This window comes from Acinetobacter lwoffii (assembly GCF_019343495.1).
Lineage (GTDB): Bacteria > Pseudomonadota > Gammaproteobacteria > Pseudomonadales > Moraxellaceae > Acinetobacter > Acinetobacter lwoffii_P.
Window position 1 is genome coordinate 71,171 of the sequence record NZ_CP072549.1, and the last position, 17,609, is coordinate 88,779.

At 43.2% G+C, this 17,609-nt stretch carries 15 protein-coding genes and 1 pseudogene; 11 read left to right on the forward strand and 5 right to left on the reverse strand.

The genetic code is table 11. The features are described from left to right. The first annotated feature begins 4 nt into the window (after positions 1–4). The 5 genes from lysA (at position 5) to J7649_RS00360 (ending at position 4,349) form a co-directional block, all read left to right on the forward strand. Positions 5–1,249, forward strand: coding sequence for a diaminopimelate decarboxylase (gene lysA, locus J7649_RS00340; RefSeq protein WP_219308790.1), 1,245 nt, complete (start codon positions 5–7; stop codon positions 1,247–1,249). 12 nt (positions 1,250–1,261) lie between these two features. Next, entirely contained in the window at positions 1,262–2,107 is an 846-nt protein-coding gene (dapF, locus tag J7649_RS00345) for a diaminopimelate epimerase (protein WP_219308792.1), read from the forward strand. An 85-nt stretch (positions 2,108–2,192) separates the two neighbouring features. Next, positions 2,193–2,798, forward strand: coding sequence for an alpha/beta fold hydrolase (locus J7649_RS00350; protein ID WP_004645715.1), 606 nt, complete (start codon positions 2,193–2,195; stop codon positions 2,796–2,798). After that, positions 2,799–3,734, forward strand: coding sequence for a site-specific tyrosine recombinase/integron integrase (gene xerA / locus J7649_RS00355; protein WP_005252485.1), 936 nt, complete (start codon positions 2,799–2,801; stop codon positions 3,732–3,734). A gap of 231 nt (positions 3,735–3,965) precedes the next feature. Further along, a complete protein-coding gene (locus J7649_RS00360; RefSeq protein WP_219308794.1) occupies positions 3,966–4,349 on the forward strand; it encodes a hypothetical protein in 384 nt (127 codons plus the stop codon). A 211-nt stretch (positions 4,350–4,560) separates the two neighbouring features. Here J7649_RS00360 and J7649_RS00365 read toward each other — a convergent pair whose 3' ends face one another. Next, complete coding sequence (locus J7649_RS00365) at positions 4,561–5,055, reverse strand: Lrp/AsnC family transcriptional regulator (protein WP_180086254.1); 495 nt, start codon at positions 5,053–5,055, stop codon at positions 4,561–4,563. Between the two features lie 112 nt (positions 5,056–5,167). Here J7649_RS00365 and J7649_RS00370 point away from each other — a divergent pair, with 112 nt between their 5' ends. The 6 genes and pseudogenes from J7649_RS00370 to J7649_RS00395 all read left to right on the forward strand — a co-directional run bounded on the left by J7649_RS00370 (position 5,168) and on the right by J7649_RS00395 (position 12,636). Then, complete coding sequence (locus J7649_RS00370) at positions 5,168–5,773, forward strand: LysE family translocator (protein WP_004645711.1); 606 nt, start codon at positions 5,168–5,170, stop codon at positions 5,771–5,773. Positions 5,774–6,296: 523 nt separating this feature from the next. Then, the gene (locus J7649_RS00375) at positions 6,297–7,049 is read left to right on the forward strand and encodes an electron transfer flavoprotein subunit beta/FixA family protein (protein WP_004280496.1); all 753 of its coding nucleotides are present in this window, start codon (positions 6,297–6,299) and stop codon (positions 7,047–7,049) included. Between the two features lie 18 nt (positions 7,050–7,067). After that, positions 7,068–8,000: an FAD-binding protein gene (locus tag J7649_RS00380; RefSeq protein WP_004280494.1), complete on the forward strand. Its 933-nt coding sequence runs from the start codon at positions 7,068–7,070 to the stop codon at positions 7,998–8,000. A 180-nt stretch (positions 8,001–8,180) separates the two neighbouring features. Then, a pseudogene (locus J7649_RS00385) lies at positions 8,181–8,840 on the forward strand (hypothetical protein). Positions 8,841–9,160: 320 nt separating this feature from the next. Further along, positions 9,161–12,142: a DNA gyrase subunit A gene (gyrA, locus tag J7649_RS00390; protein WP_219308796.1), complete on the forward strand. Its 2,982-nt coding sequence runs from the start codon at positions 9,161–9,163 to the stop codon at positions 12,140–12,142. 68 nt (positions 12,143–12,210) lie between these two features. Further along, positions 12,211–12,636 carry a DUF3887 domain-containing protein gene (locus J7649_RS00395; protein WP_219308798.1) on the forward strand — a complete coding sequence of 142 codons (426 nt, stop codon included), beginning with the start codon at positions 12,211–12,213 and terminating at the stop codon, positions 12,634–12,636. Between the two features lie 27 nt (positions 12,637–12,663). Here J7649_RS00395 and J7649_RS00400 read toward each other — a convergent pair whose 3' ends face one another. The 4 genes from J7649_RS00400 to J7649_RS00415 are packed head-to-tail and all read right to left on the reverse strand — an operon-like array spanning position 12,664 to position 17,493. Further along, positions 12,664–13,764 carry an ABC transporter permease gene (locus tag J7649_RS00400; RefSeq protein ID WP_219308800.1) on the reverse strand — a complete coding sequence of 367 codons (1,101 nt, stop codon included), beginning with the start codon at positions 13,762–13,764 and terminating at the stop codon, positions 12,664–12,666. Continuing rightward, positions 13,761–14,891, reverse strand: coding sequence for an ABC transporter permease (locus J7649_RS00405; protein ID WP_219308802.1), 1,131 nt, complete (start codon positions 14,889–14,891; stop codon positions 13,761–13,763). The genes J7649_RS00400 and J7649_RS00405 overlap by 4 nt, the downstream gene beginning before the upstream one ends. Continuing rightward, complete coding sequence (locus tag J7649_RS00410; protein WP_219308804.1) at positions 14,891–16,021, reverse strand: HlyD family secretion protein; 1,131 nt, start codon at positions 16,019–16,021, stop codon at positions 14,891–14,893. Before J7649_RS00410 ends, J7649_RS00405 begins: the two co-directional genes overlap by 1 nt. A gap of 11 nt (positions 16,022–16,032) precedes the next feature. Then, the gene (locus J7649_RS00415; protein WP_219308806.1) at positions 16,033–17,493 is read right to left on the reverse strand and encodes a TolC family protein; all 1,461 of its coding nucleotides are present in this window, start codon (positions 17,491–17,493) and stop codon (positions 16,033–16,035) included. Positions 17,494–17,609: the final 116 nt, after the last annotated feature.

Genomic DNA, 17,609 nt, shown 5'->3' on the forward strand with positions numbered 1-17,609 from the left:
CTTCATGAGTTTCACCCGCATTAATGGGGTATTGCACGCTGAGCAATGTTCATTACAACAGCTCGCGGAGCAATTCGGCACACCACTCTATGTTTATTCTAAAGCCACTTTGGAAAAGCATTTTTTAGATATGGACCGTGCTTTTGATTTTATCGACCATCAAATCTGTTTTGCGGTAAAGTCCAACTCTAATCTTGCGGTATTGAATGTATTGGCCAAACAGGGTGCCGGTTTTGATATTGTGACCGGTGGTGAATTGGCGCGTGTGCTGAAAGCCGGTGGTGATGCATCGAAAATCGTATTTTCGGGCTTGGGTAAATCTGAAGCGGATATCAAAAAAGCGTTGGAAGTCGGCATTGCCTGTTTCAACGTGGAATCTTATGCCGAGCTGGATCGTATCCAGAAAGTTGCGGCTGAATTGAATGTCAAAGCGCCGATTTCCTTGCGTGTGAATCCGGATGTCGATGCCAAAACCCATCCTTATATTTCAACCGGCTTAAAAGAAAATAAATTCGGTATTCCATCGGATAGCGTGTTTGAAACTTATCAATATGCAGCGTCATTGCCAAATCTGGATGTAGTCGGAATTGACTGCCATATCGGTTCACAGTTGACTGAAACCCAGCCATTTGTCGATGCACTGGATCGTGTCATTGTCATGATTGAGCAGTTAAAAGAGCTGGGCATTCACCTCAAACACATCGATATCGGTGGTGGTCTGGGTGTGACGTATAAAGATGAAACCCCGCCGTCGGTTGAAGAATATGCCAATGCGCTACGTCCAGCTTTAGAAAAATTGGGCTTGAAAGTGTATATGGAACCGGGACGTAGTATTTCTGCTAATGCGGGTGTGTTGCTGACTAAAGTGGATCTGTTGAAGCCAACCAATCATCGTAATTTCGCGATTATTGATGCCGCGATGAATGACCTGATTCGTCCTGCTTTATATGAAGCATGGATGGACATTCAATCCGTTACACCTCGTACCGATGTCGAAACGAAAGAATGGGATGTTGTGGGCGCGATCTGTGAAACTGGTGATTTTCTGGGTAAAGAGCGCGAGCTTGCGATCACGGAAAATGATGTGCTAGCAGTGCTTGGCGCGGGTGCATACGGTTTTGTGATGAGCTCAAATTACAACAGCCGTGGTCGTGCTGCTGAAGTAATGGTCGACGCTGATCAGGCGCATTTGATTCGTGAACGTGAAACGATTGAATCACTCTGGGAACGTGAGCGTTTATTGCCTTAAGGATAAATCAGGATGTTATTAGAATTTACCAAGATGCATGGTCTGGGCAATGACTTTATGGTGGTTGATCTGATCAGCCAACGTGCTTATCTGGATACCTTGACCATTCAGCGTTTGGCCAATCGTAATTTCGGCATTGGTTTTGATCAACTCTTGGTGGTTGAGCCACCCGATGTGCCAAGTGCAGACTTTAAATACCGGATTTTTAATGCTGATGGTTCGGAAGTGGAACAATGTGGCAATGGCGTGCGCTGTTTTGCCAAATTTGTGCATGATCGTCAGCTCACCACCAAAACCAAAATCAAGGTACAAACCAAATCTGGTATTGTAGAGCCGGAATTGGGTGCGAATGGTTGGGTACGGGTCAATATGGGTTATCCAAAATTTTTGCCTCAGGAAATTCCATTTGTAGCTGATGCGCAGGAGAGCCTGTATGACATCGATCTTGCTGGCGGTGAAAAGCTGACCATTGATGTGGTCAATATGGGGAATCCACATGCGGTGACAATCGTACCGGATGTGATTGCTGCCGATGTCGCACGTATTGGTCCACAAGTTGAATCACATGCGCGCTTCCCGGCACGAGTCAATGCTGGCTTTATGCAGATTATTGATGAAAAACATGCACGTTTACGTGTGTACGAGCGTGGTGTAGGCGAGACCTTAGCTTGTGGTACAGGTGCCTGTGCTGCCGCAATTTCAGGTATGCGTCGTGGTCTGCTGTCGAGTAAAGTCGAAGTTGAACTGGCAGGCGGCAAGCTGCAAATTGAATGGAAAGAAGGTGATGTGGTCTGGATGACCGGACCAACGGCGACCGTATATGAAGGACGTCTGGATTTACGTTATTTCCAGGGTTAAGCTTGGTTCCGCTTGAGAAAAAAGCACTGTCTTCGATGGTGCTTTTTTTATGCTAGGATGGGAAAAACCGTAGAATTTGACCGAGATGAATAAGCTTGTGTTCCTGCCGGGTGCTTCAGGAAGCCAGCACTTTTGGCAGCCATTAAAGGCAGCATTAACCGAATATCCAGATCAGCAAGTCATTGCCTATCCAAGCTTTGATGGCGTAGCACCAAATTTGGCCATTCAAAATCTGCATGATTTGCAAGAATTCGTGGAAAAGCAGATAGAGGATGATTCCATTCTGATTGCCCAGTCTATGGGTGGTGTATTGGCCGTTGGGTTGGTACTTAAGCATCCACAGAAAGTCAAAGGACTGGTATTGTTGGCGACATCTGGTGGCCTGAATTTGCAATCATTTCATTGTGCAGACTGGCGAACAGATTATCATGAACATTTTAAAACAGCACCGGACTGGTTTGTACAAGACCAAACTGAATTTAGCCGCATTCAGCTTGAAAGTCTTGACATTCCGATCTTACTGATCTGGGGCGATCATGATCCTTTAAGTACTGTTCAGCTTGGACAATACTTGGCAGGAATTTTTAAAAATGCAAAATTGCATATTATCCAAGGTGGAGATCATTTCTTTGCCAATTCTCATGCAAATCAGGTTGCAATGCTGATTCAAGATTATTTGGAGCAACTCTAAATGGAGCAAGCAGTGATTGTCCCACCTCAACTCTTGCTTAACATGTGGCTGAAAGAACGTGAAATTCAAAACCAGTCCAAACATACCTTGCAAGCCTATGAACGTGATGTCTCAGATTTTTTAGAGTTTTGCCAGCGTGAGCAGCTCAATTTAAACGATGTAGAAGCCACCGATTTACGCCAGTTTCTGGCTGAAAAAGTGGAACAGCATCAGCTCAGTCCTAGCAGCCTGCAACGTATGCTTTCGGCTATTCGTCAGTTTATGAAATGGGCCGAGCAGGCTCAGCATATGGCTTTTAATCCGGCGGATGATTTTCAGTTAAAACGTCAATCGCGTCCTTTGCCGGGCATGGTGGATATTGAAACCGTCAACCAAATTATTGATCAGCCTGCGCCTGAAAATGAAATACAACAGCAAATGTGGCTCCGGGACAAAGCGATGTTAGAATTGCTTTATTCCAGTGGGCTGCGTCTGGCAGAACTGCAAAGCCTGAGAATTAAAGATATTGATTTCAACCGGCAGTTATTACGCATTACTGGTAAAGGCAATAAAACCCGGATAGTGCCTTTCGGTTCCAAGGCCAAAGACAGCGTGATGGCTTGGTTGCAGGTTTATCCTTTATGGAATGGCGATTTTGTACCGGAGGCGAATGTATTTATTACCCAGAAAGGCAATCCGCTCGGTGCACGACAAATTGAAAATCGGGTCAAGTTTCAGGCGCAGCGCGCAGGCGTCAATGTCGATCTGCATCCGCATTTGTTAAGACATTGTTTTGCCAGTCATATGTTGTCGAATAGCCGGGACTTACGTGCGGTGCAGGAAATGCTGGGACACAGTAATTTAACCACCACGCAAATTTATACCCATGTTGATTTTGACCATCTGGCCCAGATTTATGATCAGGCCCATCCGCGTGCGCAGCATAAAGAAGATTGATCATGTGCCCAGTTTTAAAGAATAAAAATCATGAAAATTGTATTTTTGGCACAAAACTTTCATATATAAACCTTAAAATGGAATTGAACTGAACATTGGCGTTCGGGTAAGCATTTCACTATTGTCTTATTCGTTAAATGCGCCATTTCAGGTATAACAATAAATACTATTTAATATTTAAAATGAAATATTGCTGAGCAGCGTCTCAGCATTTGACCGATGGGAGGTGACATGGACACACTGGTAATTGCAGATGTAGAGCAAAAATATGCACAGTTAAGTGAAGCTCAAAAAGAAATGTTTGCAGGTTATGGTCTGCGACAAATCAAACATTTCGTGGACATTAGCTTACCCAATCTTGAAGCGACTTTACCTGAAGGCGCCATCATTCAAGGCATTAATGCCGATGGGAAAGTTCAGGCCTTTAATGCGGCGACTGGACAATACTATTTATGGATTTCTGACTTGCAATGGCAATTGTCGAATCGTGCGACCCAAGCAGTCGATTTAAAAGAAGATGCGATTGCGATTTGGCAAATTTTTGAATTGGCAGACTATGAGCTGGTAGATTTAAGCCATGTACATCGTGATTTTTTAGCACAAGAAACTGAGTAAATTCTGAAGCATCCACACAGCATAAAAATAAGACTCAGTCCTGTGGTTTGGCTTTGCTCAAGAGGAAAAGGTTGTCTTCTATTATAGGCAACCTTTTTTATACGAGAACTTGCAATCTATGCGCTTGCAGCACATGTTATGGTTTAAGCAAGCATACGATTATGCAAATCTTAAATTAAGAACATAGCGTCGTTGTCTAAAATCAGTTTGCCTATAAATCTTCTAAAGGCAGCTGGAAACTCTGTTTAATAATCTGACTCGGTAAATCTGTTTTGACACTGGTAATACCATTTTTTTTGGTCAGATGGGTCGACTGAAATTTACGGTAACTTTCCAGATCAGGCACCACAACTTTCAACATGGCATCGCTCTCTCCCAAAATAATGTAGCACTCCATCACTTGCGGCAATTCTTTCATCGCCTCAATAAAGGTATCAATGGTTTCGGCATCCTGACCGACTAACCAGATGCGTGAAAATAAAATCAGCTGAAAACCAATTTTTTGTTGGTCGACAATAGTCGTGTAATTCTGAATCACGCCTGCATCTTCCAGTAATTTTACCCGGCGTAAACAGGATGAAGGTGAAAGTCCGATTTCACGTGCCAGATCATTATTCTGAATACGGCCATTGGACTGTAAATGTCGAATGATATTTTTATCAATTCGATCAAGTTTTACCCGCACAGACTTGGTGGATATTTTCATAAATTAGAATAATATTCGAAAAATAATACTTATTATAAAATAAATTGAAAGCCAATTTTGTAAAAAATCGCAGATACTTGTTTCACTTTCTGGAGTTTGAAAGGAAAAGGAAATGTCTGTATTTGTACTCTTTGCACTGACCGTGCTTCCCCTGATTTTTACGCCTGGACCCGATATGTTATTTATCCTGTCTCAAGTGATGGGTAAAGATGCAAAAGCAGGCATGATGGCAACCTTAGGGGTGTGTTGCGGTTATCTGGTGCATTCTATTCTGGTGGCACTCGGAATTGCGGCTATTATTATCTCTTTTCCGGTGCTGTTTGAAACAATTCGCTGGCTTGGGATTGCGTATCTGTTGTATTTGGCCTTTAATTTGCTCAAATCGGTATTCAGTAAAAAAGCGCTGAACATTGAGAAAAAGACCTCAGCCAATCCGATTAAAAAAGGTTTTTTTACTGCGCTGTTAAATCCAAAAGGCATGTTGATTTATTTTGCGATTTTGCCGCAGTTTATTGATAAATCCGCCAATACTGTCAGCCAAGGTTTGATCCTGTCCTTTATTTTTATCAGTCTGATTTTTGTAGTGTATTGTAGCTTAAGTATTTTGTTCAGCAAAATCAGCCAAAAAACCCAAATGGATGAACGTAAACAAAAATGGGTGGATGGAACTTCTGGTGGTTTACTGGCACTTGCTGCAAGCTGGCTCATCATCAATTAATCTGGTTGCAAAGAAGCATACTGTTCGCAGTATGCTTTTTTTATAATTGCGAAGATTTGAAATTAAATATTCACTTTGTCGGCGTAGAATTCAATGCGCTGGTTTATTATTTGGTCAATTTGTCTTTATATTAGGTTTAATTCGCTCTCAAAAAGAGTTCTGTCCAAAATGACAAAAGCTGACATACGTATATTCCGGCTGTTTTGCTTCAAGCTGCTTTAAATCAATTTAAATTAAATGTGATCAATCAAAACTTCTGATGTGATTAATCAGATAAAAAAATAATATAAATCAATGGGTAAATTTTAAGTAAATATTGATACATTTCATTGTAATAAAACGATAACAATTAATTGTGAACGCATCGTTCAGGGAAAATTACGCATTTTTACACCTCTTTGTTGAATTGTGACTTGACCGAAATGCCGTACACATTGCAAGATAGGGCACCTAAAAAAATTTAAGTGAAGAGTTACACTAACTTTTCTCAACATTTACATTTGCTAAAACAGCCGAGGATTACATGAAGGCTCTTGTTGCTGTAAAACGTGTGGTTGATGCCAACGTTAAAGTTCGTGTTAAACCGGACAACAGTGGTGTTGACTTAACTAACGTTAAAATGTCAATTAATCCATTCTGTGAAATTGCAGTGGAAGAAGCGGTTCGTTTAAAAGAAAAAGGAACTGTTTCAGAAATCATTGTTGTTTCTATTGGTCCTAAAGAAGCCCAAGAACAGATTCGTTCTGCAATGGCGCTTGGTGCTGACCGCGGTATTCTGGTTGAAGCTGATGACAGCCAACTGGGTGCGCTGGAAATCGCTAAAATTCTGAAAGGCGTTGTTGACGCTGAACAACCACAATTGATCCTTCTGGGTAAGCAAGCAATTGATGATGACTCGAATCAGGTTGGTCAGATGCTTGGCGCTCTAATGGGTGCAGGTCAAGGTACATTCGCTTCTGAAGTAAAAGTAGATGGCGATAAAGTACAAGTAACACGTGAAGTAGACGGCGGTTTACAAACTGTTGAGCTGAAACTTCCAGCAATCATTACCACGGACTTGCGTTTGAACGAGCCTCGTTATGCGGCACTTCCAAACATCATGAAAGCGCGTAAAAAACCGCTGGATACCAAGTCACCTGCAGATTTCGGTGTAAACCCTGCAACTAAACTGAAAACAGTGAAAGTTGAATCACCTGCAGAGCGTAAAGCTGGCGTACAAGTGAAGTCTGTAGACGAGCTTGTAGAAAAATTGAAAAACGAAGCGAAAGTGATCTAATACAGAAGGATAAAAATCATGAGTATTTTAGTTATCGCTGAGCACGACAACAAAGCATTAAACGCTGCTACTTTAAACGTTGTTGCTGCAGCGCAAAAAATCGGTGGTGATATCACTGTATTGGTTGCTGGTTCTGGCGCTCAGGCAGTTGCTGACCAAGCGGCTAAAGTTGCGGGTGTAAGCAAAGTATTACTTGCTGATGACGCTGCTTATGCAAACCAATTGGCTGAAAATGTGGCTAAACTTGTTGCTGAATTAGGTAAAGGCTATACACATATCCTTGCTGCTTCTACAACAACTGGTAAAAACATTTTACCACGTGCAGCTGCGCTTCTTGACGTAAGCATGATCACTGACATCATTGCGGTAGATGGTCCTAAGACTTTCAAACGTCCGATCTATGCAGGTAACGCAATTGCAACTGTAGAATCAGGCGAAAACATCGTATTGGCGACTGTTCGTGGTACAGCATTTGATGCTGTAGCTGCTGAAGGCGGTTCTGCTGCTGTTGAAGCTGCTGCGTCTACTGGTGATGCGGGTATTTCTAAGTTTATCAACGAAGAAATCGTAAAGTCTGAACGTCCTGAACTGACAGCTGCGCGTATTGTGGTTTCTGGTGGTCGTGGTGTAGGTTCTGGTGAGAACTATCACAAGATCCTTGATCCATTGGCCGACAAGCTTGGTGCTGCTCAAGGTGCATCACGTGCTGCGGTAGATGCTGGCTTCGTACCAAACGATATGCAAGTGGGTCAAACTGGTAAAATCGTTGCACCTGACCTGTACATCGCGGTAGGTATCTCTGGTGCGATTCAGCATTTGGCGGGTATGAAAGAGTCTAAAGTGATCGTTGCGATCAACAAAGATGAAGAAGCACCAATCAATGCAGTCGCTGACTACTGGTTAGTCGGTGACCTGAACACTGTAATTCCAGAATTGGTTTCTAAAATCTAATTCCTGAATCAGCTTTAAAAAAACGCTCTTGCGCAGGCAGTGAAAGCAATGCTTTCCTGTTTTGTGCAAGGGCGTTTTTTTATGCAAAAATTTTAAAAATACTCGGCAGTCGAAACTAGAGTATTTCATTTGCATGAAAAGTGATAAAATTCCGGTTTGGTTTTTCTCCTGTTTTTAATCATGTCCTTTTCCAAAGCCGCCCATATCCTGTTAATTAGTTTTCTGCTGATTGCGCTTTATCTGGGTATTTGCATTCATACTGCCCTGAATGCACCGCCTGCGGTGACTCAGTATTTATTTAGTGAATCAGGCGCTTTTGAAGTCATGAGTCCATGGTTATGGTACTTGCTGGCAGTGCTGTGTTTGCTCAATGTTGAAATCAAACCTAATACCCGAGTGTTTACGGCTATAGCAGCGACATTGTTGGGATTGCGGGAAATGGATTTTCATAAGCAGGTGTTTGAAATGAGTTTTATTAAAACTAATTTCTATCGCAGTGCTGAAATTCCGCTCATGGATAAGCTGCTCGGATTTATTTTATTGCTCGGGATTATTTTTGTCTTTCTGGTACTGGCGAAAAAATTGGTTCAAACCATACGAAGCATGAAAGATTCTTTGAATATTGCACATTTTTTTATCTTCCTCACCATTGCCTGTGGCGGACTGAGCAAGGTGCTGGATCGCACGACCTCAACCCTGAAAGAAGAATTCGGCATCCAGTTGGTGCCACATACTTAAATCATGATTATGACCATTGAGGAAGGGGTAGAAATGTTATTGCCAGTTTTATTGATTGTGGCCGTGCTGAGCTATCGTAAAGTACTGAACCAGGCACAATAAAAATATAGAAAAAACGATGAAGATGCGCCAGTTGATTGGCGCATTTTGTTTTTGTACTCCTGTATTTCTCAAAATTTTGGGTATTGAAAAATCCTGTCTGGATGCGCTGATTTTCGGTTTTGAAATAACAAGAAAATGATCACTAAAATGAAGATAATTAACAAGGTTAAGCTGAATATTTCGACACAAAAATACAAGTGTTTATGCTATAATTTAGGGCTGTATTTTAGTTTTTAACTCAGTCGTTTGAGTTAATGATTTTGCTAGTTTTACGACATATAAATACAAGCCAAAATTGGCTTGTAGAATAAGGAGTATGCATGAGCGTATCGGAAATTAGACCGATTGCCATTGAGGATGAACTTAAAAGCTCATATCTCGATTATGCGATGAGCGTGATTGTGTCACGTGCATTGCCCGATGTACGAGATGGTTTAAAACCTGTTCATCGTCGTGTGCTTTTCGCAATGCACGAATTAGGCAATGACTATAACAAAGCTTATAAAAAGTCTGCACGTGTAGTCGGTGACGTCATCGGTAAATATCACCCGCATGGTGATTATGCCGTATACGAAACCATTGTACGTATGGCGCAAGATTTCAGCTTGCGTTACCAATTGGTTGATGGTCAAGGTAACTTCGGTTCGGTCGATGGCGATAGCGCAGCAGCCATGCGTTATACCGAAGTGCGTATGCGTAAACTGACCCACGAACTGTTAGCGGATCTTGAAAAAGATACCGTCGAGTGGGAAGACAACTACGATGGCTCTGAGCGTATTCCTCAAGTCATGCCAACCCGTGTTCCGAACTTGTTGATTAATGGTGTCACTGGTATTGCAGTCGGTATGGCGACCAATATGGCGCCGCATAACATGACTGAAGTGGTGAATGCGTGTCTGGCCTATGCCAATGATCCTCAAATCAGCATTGAAGGATTGATGGAACATATTTCTGGTCCGGATTTCCCGACAGGTGGCATCATTTACGGTAAATCAGGTATCGTCGATGCGTACCGTACTGGTAAGGGCCGTTTGCATATCCGTGGTAAATACCATTTCGAAGAAGATCCGAAGAATGGCCGTACCACGATTGTCTTCACTGAAATTCCATATCAGGTCAATAAAGCAAAAACCATTGAGCGTATTGCTGAACTGGTCAAAGAGAAAAAACTCGAAGGCATTTCAGAGCTTCGTGACGAGTCTGACAAAGACGGTATGCGTATCGCGATTGACCTGAAGCGCGGTGAAAACGCCGAAGTGATCGTGAACAACCTGTTCCAGAATACGCAACTTGAAAACTCTTTCAGCATCAATATGGTTTGTCTGGATAATGGCCAACCAAAATTGATGAACTTGAAAGACATCATTGCAGCGTTTATCCGTCACCGTCAGGAAGTGGTCACGCGTCGTACCATGTTCGAATTACGCAAAGCGCGTGAACGTGGTCATATCCTGGAAGGTTTAACCGTTGCTCTGGCGAATATTGATGCCATCATCGAAACCATCAAGAGTTCTGCGAATCCAGCTGAAGCGCGTGAGCGTTTGCAGGCAGGTGAGTGGGCTGGTGGCGGTGTTTTGGCCTTGCTAGAAAAAGCCGGTTCAGTTTCTGTACGTCCAGATGAGATTGAAGGTGAAGATCCAAGTCGCCCATTTGGTTTGGATGGCGAGATTTATCGTCTGTCACCAACCCAAGTGAATGCGATTATGGAACTTCGCTTACACCGTTTAACTGGTCTGGAACAAGACAAGTTACATGCGGAATATAGTGAAATTCTGTCACAAATTGCTGAACTGACTGCAATTTTGAATGACTTTAATCTGTTGATGAATGTGATTCGTGAAGAATTGGCCTTGATTCTTCAGCAGTATGGCGATGCACGTAAAACGTCGATTGTCGAGTCACGTATCGATTTCTCTCGTGAAGATCTGATTCCTGAAGAGCAAATGGTTCTGACGGTATCGAAATCAGGTTATGCGAAAACTCAACCATTGTCTGACTACGCTGCACAGCGTCGTGGTGGCCGTGGTAAGTCTGCGACCAGCATGAAAGAAGATGATTACATTCAGCATCTGATTGTGACTTCAAGTCATGCGACAGTACTTTGCTTTACCAACGTTGGTAAGGTCTATCGTCTGAAAGTCTATGAAGTGCCGCAAGCATCACGTGGTGCCAAAGGCCGCCCAATGGTGAACTTGCTGCCGCTGGATGAAAACGAGACCATTACTGCGATCTTGCCTGTCATTGACGCGCCGAAGAAATTCAAAGAACGTCTGGCTGACTTCAAGGCATTTGTAAAAGTTAATGCAGCGCAGTTGCAAGCCAATGAAGTGATCAATGCTCATTTTGCCGAGCTTGAAGCTGCCCTGACTGAATCTGAAGATGGTGCGGATGATATTTCAGATGCATTGCGTATTCAATTGAAACAGTTGGGCTTAGAGCTTTCTGCAACAGATCTTGATGATGACATCATCAATGACTTTGCTCAGCAGGCTGAAGCGGTACGTAAAAACTTCTATGTGTTTATGGCAACTGAATACGGTACGATTAAACGTGTAGAGCTTGAACAGTTCTCGAATGTCCGTTCAAACGGTTTACGTGCGATTGAGCTGAATGGTGACGATACCCTCATTGGTGTAGCGATTACCGACGGCGAACAGCAAATCATGTTGTTCTCGAACGAAGGTAAAGCCATTCGCTTCGCAGAGACGGATGTACGTTCAATGGGCCGTTCTGCCAAAGGTGTACGCGGTATGCGCGTGACCATTGGTGCAGCTGCACAGCTAGAAGAAAATGACGAAACTGAGATCGAGTCTGATGACGAAGATGGTTCAGATTCAGCATTGATTAGCCGTATCGTGTCATTGGTGGTGGTTCCTGAAACTGGCGAAGTACTGTGTGCATCTGAAAATGGTTATGGTAAACGTACTCCAGTAGACGACTTCCCGACCAAGAAACGTGGCGGTAAGGGTGTGATTGCGATCAAGACCTCTGAACGTAACGGTCAATTGGTGGGTGCTGTTGGCATTGATGCGACTAAAGAGCTGATGCTAATTTCTGATGGCGGTACGCTGGTTCGTACCCGTGCATCTGAAGTGGCGCAAACTGGTCGTAATGCACAGGGTGTTCGTCTGATCCGTCTAGGTAATGAGGAATTGCTGGTCGGTGTGGTTTCAATCGAAGCTGTTGAAGAAGACGAGTTTGTTGAAGCAATTGAAGGTGCAGAATCTTTAGTGGCAGAAACAGATGTAGCAGTTGAAAATGAGCAAGTTGAAAAAGATGGTGAAAATTCAGTAGAAGAATAAGTTTTTTACTGATAAAAAGGGCGCTTCGGCGTCCTTTTTTATAAACCTTGACTGCATAAGGGTAAGCGATGAAAACCAAATTAATGTTGTTAGCAGCAGCGGTTGCATTGAGTGGCTGTAATTCAATGGACAATATTCCGGATCCGAGTCCTGAACAGGAAAAGGCGGCACAGCTAGCCTATGAGGATTTGCGTGATGGGAAATATGAGGAATTTCTGGATCAGTTAGAACCGCAGTTGCAAACCCAGTTTAAGGATAATGAAAAGCTGATGAAACGCTTTTCACGTTCAATTCCTCAAGGTGAATACAAGTCTAAGACTTTAATGACCAAAGAGATTGAAGAAGCAATCAATCAGCCTGGACAATATAAGGTCAGTTATGAAATTGCCTATCCGGAGAATCTGGTTCAGTATGATGTGAGTTTTGATAAGCCGAATGGTAGCAACAAGATTCGTAATTTCAATATTCAGGTCTTTGGCGAGTCAAATAAATAAGTGGAATAGGAGCATTACTATAATGCTCTATCTGCTTTGATGACTAGAAATTAAACGTCGATAAGCCAGGAAAAAGCACAAGCTGCCAATCATTCCAAGATAGAGCAATTTAGGCAAGACCAGTGCGGTAGGTACACCCATCTGATTGAGTTGAATAAACATCTGCACAATTTGCGTGGAAGGCAGGATTTCACCAAGGACTTGCATCCAGATAGGCATGGCAGCATGCGGCCAGGCCGCACCAGATAAAAAGAACAGTGGAATGGAAGTGAATACAATCATATGACCCGCACGTTCTGGCAGATCCAGAAAACTGGCAAATAGGCAGGTCATGCCAATTATTGTGTAGATAAAAACCGGAACAGCCAGCAGCATCCCGAGCAGGTTGCCACCGCGCGGATAATCAAATAGCCAGAAGCTAAAGCCGAATAAATAGAAACATCCCAGACAGCCAATAGTAAAGACCGCTAAACACATCCCAATCAATGCATTTGCGTTTAATTCTACTTTTCTTTCCCGATATACCAAAATCAGCATACTCAAACCCAAAAGAATGGTTTGGTGAATAATTAAAGGTGCAACCGCAGGAAAGACATAGCTGCCATAGCCGGATAGCGGATTAAATAAAGGAATTTGATGCACAGAAAGGGCAGGTGAAAAATCCGAGACCTTGCCAAAGCGTTCAGTATAATCTGCCAAAGTTTGCTCAACTGATGTAGCTAAGCCCAGACCAATTTGTTTGGTCACTAAAAAGTTGGCCGTGCTTAAATACAGTCCAATTCCGCCTGTTTCACCATGCCTTAAGCTTTGCGATAAATTGTCCGGCAGCAGTAAAATGCCATCGGCTTTTTGTGACTCCACCCATTGTTTGGCTTCGGCAAAATTGCCGGTAATCACCTCAATTTCCACATTGGGGCTTTGTGCCACCTGACCAATAATACGGGTGCTTAAGTTACTTTGTTCTTCATCGACAATAATAATGGGTAAGGCTTCAGCCTGCTGTGCCTGATAAGCGGTTGGATAAAAAAAGCTGTAAAATAAGACGGATAGAATAAGCGTGGTAAAGATCGTGCCGTGACTGACAATATCCTTGAAGCTTTGCAGATAGTAAAACCAGAGGGATTTCATTGGACTGCTCCTTTAGCTATTTTTTTAAGAAACAGATAAGCCAGCAGAGCGTAGACTAGGGCATAGATCAGCAGCATTAATCCAGCTTGCAGTGAAATATGCAATGGACTACCAATCACCCATTGTTCAGTTTGTAATTTGGCATAGGGCGTGAACGGAATAATATTGGACCAAAACTGGGTGAATAGGGGCGCATTATTTAAAGGTAAAGTCACACCGGCAAAACTTAAAGATGAACCGCCATAGACCGCAATGATGCCAAAAGATTTACTTAAATCTTTGGTTGCCAGAACCACTGCACTGCTTAAAAATGCATAAGCGCTATATAGCAGAAATTGTGCCGATAGAATCAGAGCGAGCGAGCCGGCAACAAACCAGCCGCGAATTTCAATCAGCCAGAACATCCAGATCCAGGTCCATAGACTAAAAATAGCCACATAGACCAGGTTCTTAGACAGCAATGCCATCCAGATGGATGAGTTGCTGACCCAGCTTGTTAAGGTCTGCCGCTTCAGTTCCTGACCGACGGAAAATGCCACACAACAACACAGTAGTAAATGCAGAATTGCCGGAATGACATAGGGTTCCAGATAGAATTCATAATTCAGCTGCGGATTATACAGTGGCGATATTTTGATATGCGGTGACGGTGCTTCGAGAGAGGGCAGCCGGTTGCCCAGATATTGCTGTCCGCTAAATTCAGCGAGTGCTTGCAGGGTACTAACCAGCATGGCAGACGAAATGGTATTTCCGATACTGAAATAACTTTGGTTAAAGGCAATACTGATGTCAGCATCCTGAGCACGAACCAGACGTTGCTCGGCGCCGCTTGGAATATGGATATAACCCCAAATTTTATTTTGATTTAGCAGGCGCTCAATCTCAGCTGTTTGTTCCGACACCGTAGCAATTTTCAGAGTATGATTCAGTGCCACATGCTGATAAATGCTTTGACTCAGCGCACTCTGATCTTGATCAATAATCGCAATCGATAGATGATCGGGTTTACCTTGGGCAAACATGCTGCTGAATAAAATAATCACCAGTGCAGGTGCCAGCGTGACCAGACACAGATCCCATTTTTCGTGAAGCAGATAGCGCAATTCGCGCCATATACCCGTCCACATTATGGGGTCTCTTTCAGTTTAAACAACACGCTCATCCCGACTTTGAGTTCAGAAATCGCTGGTACGGGCACAAGATGCAGCTTAAAACTTCTGACATCATAGCCGCCGGTTTGGCGTGTGGTCTTAATGGTGGCAAATTCACCTTCAGCACTGATCTGCTTGATTTTAAAAGTGGCGGTTTTATCTAGGGCGGGAATATAACCTGCAATACTGCTCATTTTCTGAAACGGGGCATATTGGTCTTCACGAATATTCAGGCTCACCCACATCTTGTCTTCAATGAGGCTGACCACAGGGACTGCGGTGGCTACCAACTCCGAGACTTTGCCATAGGTTTTAGACACCGTTCCGTTTACAGGTGCAACTAATTGGGTTTCTGCTTCTAAAGCATTGGCTTCATCTAGCGCAGCCTGGGCAATATCTACCTGTGCATCGGCGGAACTCTTTTGCTGCGAGGTGCTGCCACGTTTGGCACGTGCATATTGCTGATACGCCGCTTCAGTCATTTGCGCCGCTGATTGACTGGCTGCAAATAATTCATCACGGCGCTGGCGTGAGATCACACCTTCCTTAAATAAATTTGCACCACGCTCATAAGAAACTTTGGCTAAATTTTGCTGTGCTTTCAGCGATTGCCAGTTGGCATACAGGCTGGCGATATTTTCTTCCTGCGAGCCACGTTCAGCAGTCGATTGTAAGGCTAGCGCAGATTGTAAAGCCGCTACGGCTTGCTGTTTTTTGGCCTGAATTTCCGGGCTGTTTAAGCGCACCAGCACATCGTCTTTTTTGACCCGCTGACCTTCTTCTACATAGATTTCTTCAATACGGCTTGGCACTTTGGTCGCCACCTGAACCGTTTCAGCTTCTACACGACCCTGCAATTCCAGCGGAGCCGGTTGGTAGCTTTTCCATAATCCAAATGCGATGACTGCCAGCAGAACTGGAATCAGGGCGAGCAATAAATATTTTTTCTTTTTAGCGATTTCAGGAGCTTGTTGTTGCTCGGTCGAAGTCGTCGCGTTATTTTCTATTTCAGTTTTTGTTTCTACCTGTTGCGCAGGCGATTTTTCTGTATCGCTGGATGAAGCCGCTTCATTCACAGGATCATTGGTTTTTTGATCTTCGTTCATGTTCGGCTCCATTAGCGAATATAGTGGGTATTGGTATGTTGAATGTAGTTCGGAAATTCTGTAATCGAGCCATGGCTTTGTAATAGGGTGGCCAGTGACATCACATATTTATAGGCATTCAAGGCAGTTTCAGCTCGTAGTCCGCTCAGCATATTTTGTGCATCGATGACCTGTGTGGCGGTGCCCATATCTTCTTTAAAAGACAATTCTTGGATGCGTAAATTTTCCTGTGCGGCTTTCAAGTTTTGTGCCAGAAGCGCATCACTTTGCTGTGCACTGAGTGCTTCGCTATAAGATTTATAAATCAGATTTTCAATTTCCTGCTGGGTGCGTGCAGTAAGCAGTTCTGTAGCAGAGCGTTTGAGTTCGGCAGCCTGAATATTTTTATTTTTATCAATTCCGGAAAATAAGTTATAACGGGCAGCCACCCCGACAATCCAGTTTTCATTTTGATCCAGACTATATTCACCAAAAGCAAAAACATTCGGTTTTTTTGCCGCTTGCTGGGCTTTGACATTGGCTTGAGCCAATTGGGTATCCAGCTGCATTTTTTGAATCAGCGCAGAGTTCTGACTAAAGGTTTTCAGCAGATGATTTAAGGCCTGTGGCTCGGTTTTATTGACAAATAAAGGCGTTGAAAGCTCAGTGATGCTACTTTCTTGAAGCAGATTATTCAGATGGAAAAGGGCAGCATTCAAATTGGCTTGCGTGTTTTGCTGGCTGCGTTCGGCATTATTACGTGCCACTTCAAATTGCATGCGCTGGCCTTTACTGATAAAACCTTGCTGTTCCATCTTTAAGGCATTGCGATAATGCTGTTGCATGGCATTCAGGTTAAATAGTGCTGCTGCATGTAGTTGCTTTTGAAGCTGTACATTAAAATAACTTTGAATCAGTTCAAAACGCTGCGTGTCTTGCTGCTGTTTGTTGCTGAGCTGACTACGACCGACCTGAATATTGGCGATTTCTTTGGCGCTGCTTGTCAGTCCACCGGTATAAAGCGGCATCATGACTGAAATCGTCGGACGAATCACCTGGTCATCCAGCACGACATGCGAACTATCAGGAATTAAGCCCACCCCATTTTGAATAGGTTGTCTTAAACTATTTTTTAACGGGTCAGCCAGATCACCTAAGTTCAGTTCATCAATTCTATTATTGACACCATCCGTTAAGGATTGCTCTAAATTATTTTTTAATGCGCCCAAAGGTAGATCGAGTTCATTATGAAAGGCATACGCACGAACATTCAGATCGATTCGTGGCAGACCTATACCTTTCACCGCTTCAGCTTCAAGTTTTGAGGCCTGTTCCAGACTTTGATAGGCTTGGCTGCTATAAGAATTTTGCAACAACTGACGTTCAGCGTCCTGAAAGCTGATGCTCTGCGCATGAGCAAAGCTGCCATACATCATTGATGCAAGCAGATTTAAACCCCAGACAAGCTGTCTTTTATTTTTCTTTAAGTTCATAAAGTCGCTAAACTGATTTAAAGCCGGTGATGTTATCCGGCTAGTATAGATTAAAAGTTCGTAGATAGAACTAGTGTAAAGTTATAGTATTGTTTCTTTTACATCTGTATTTCAAA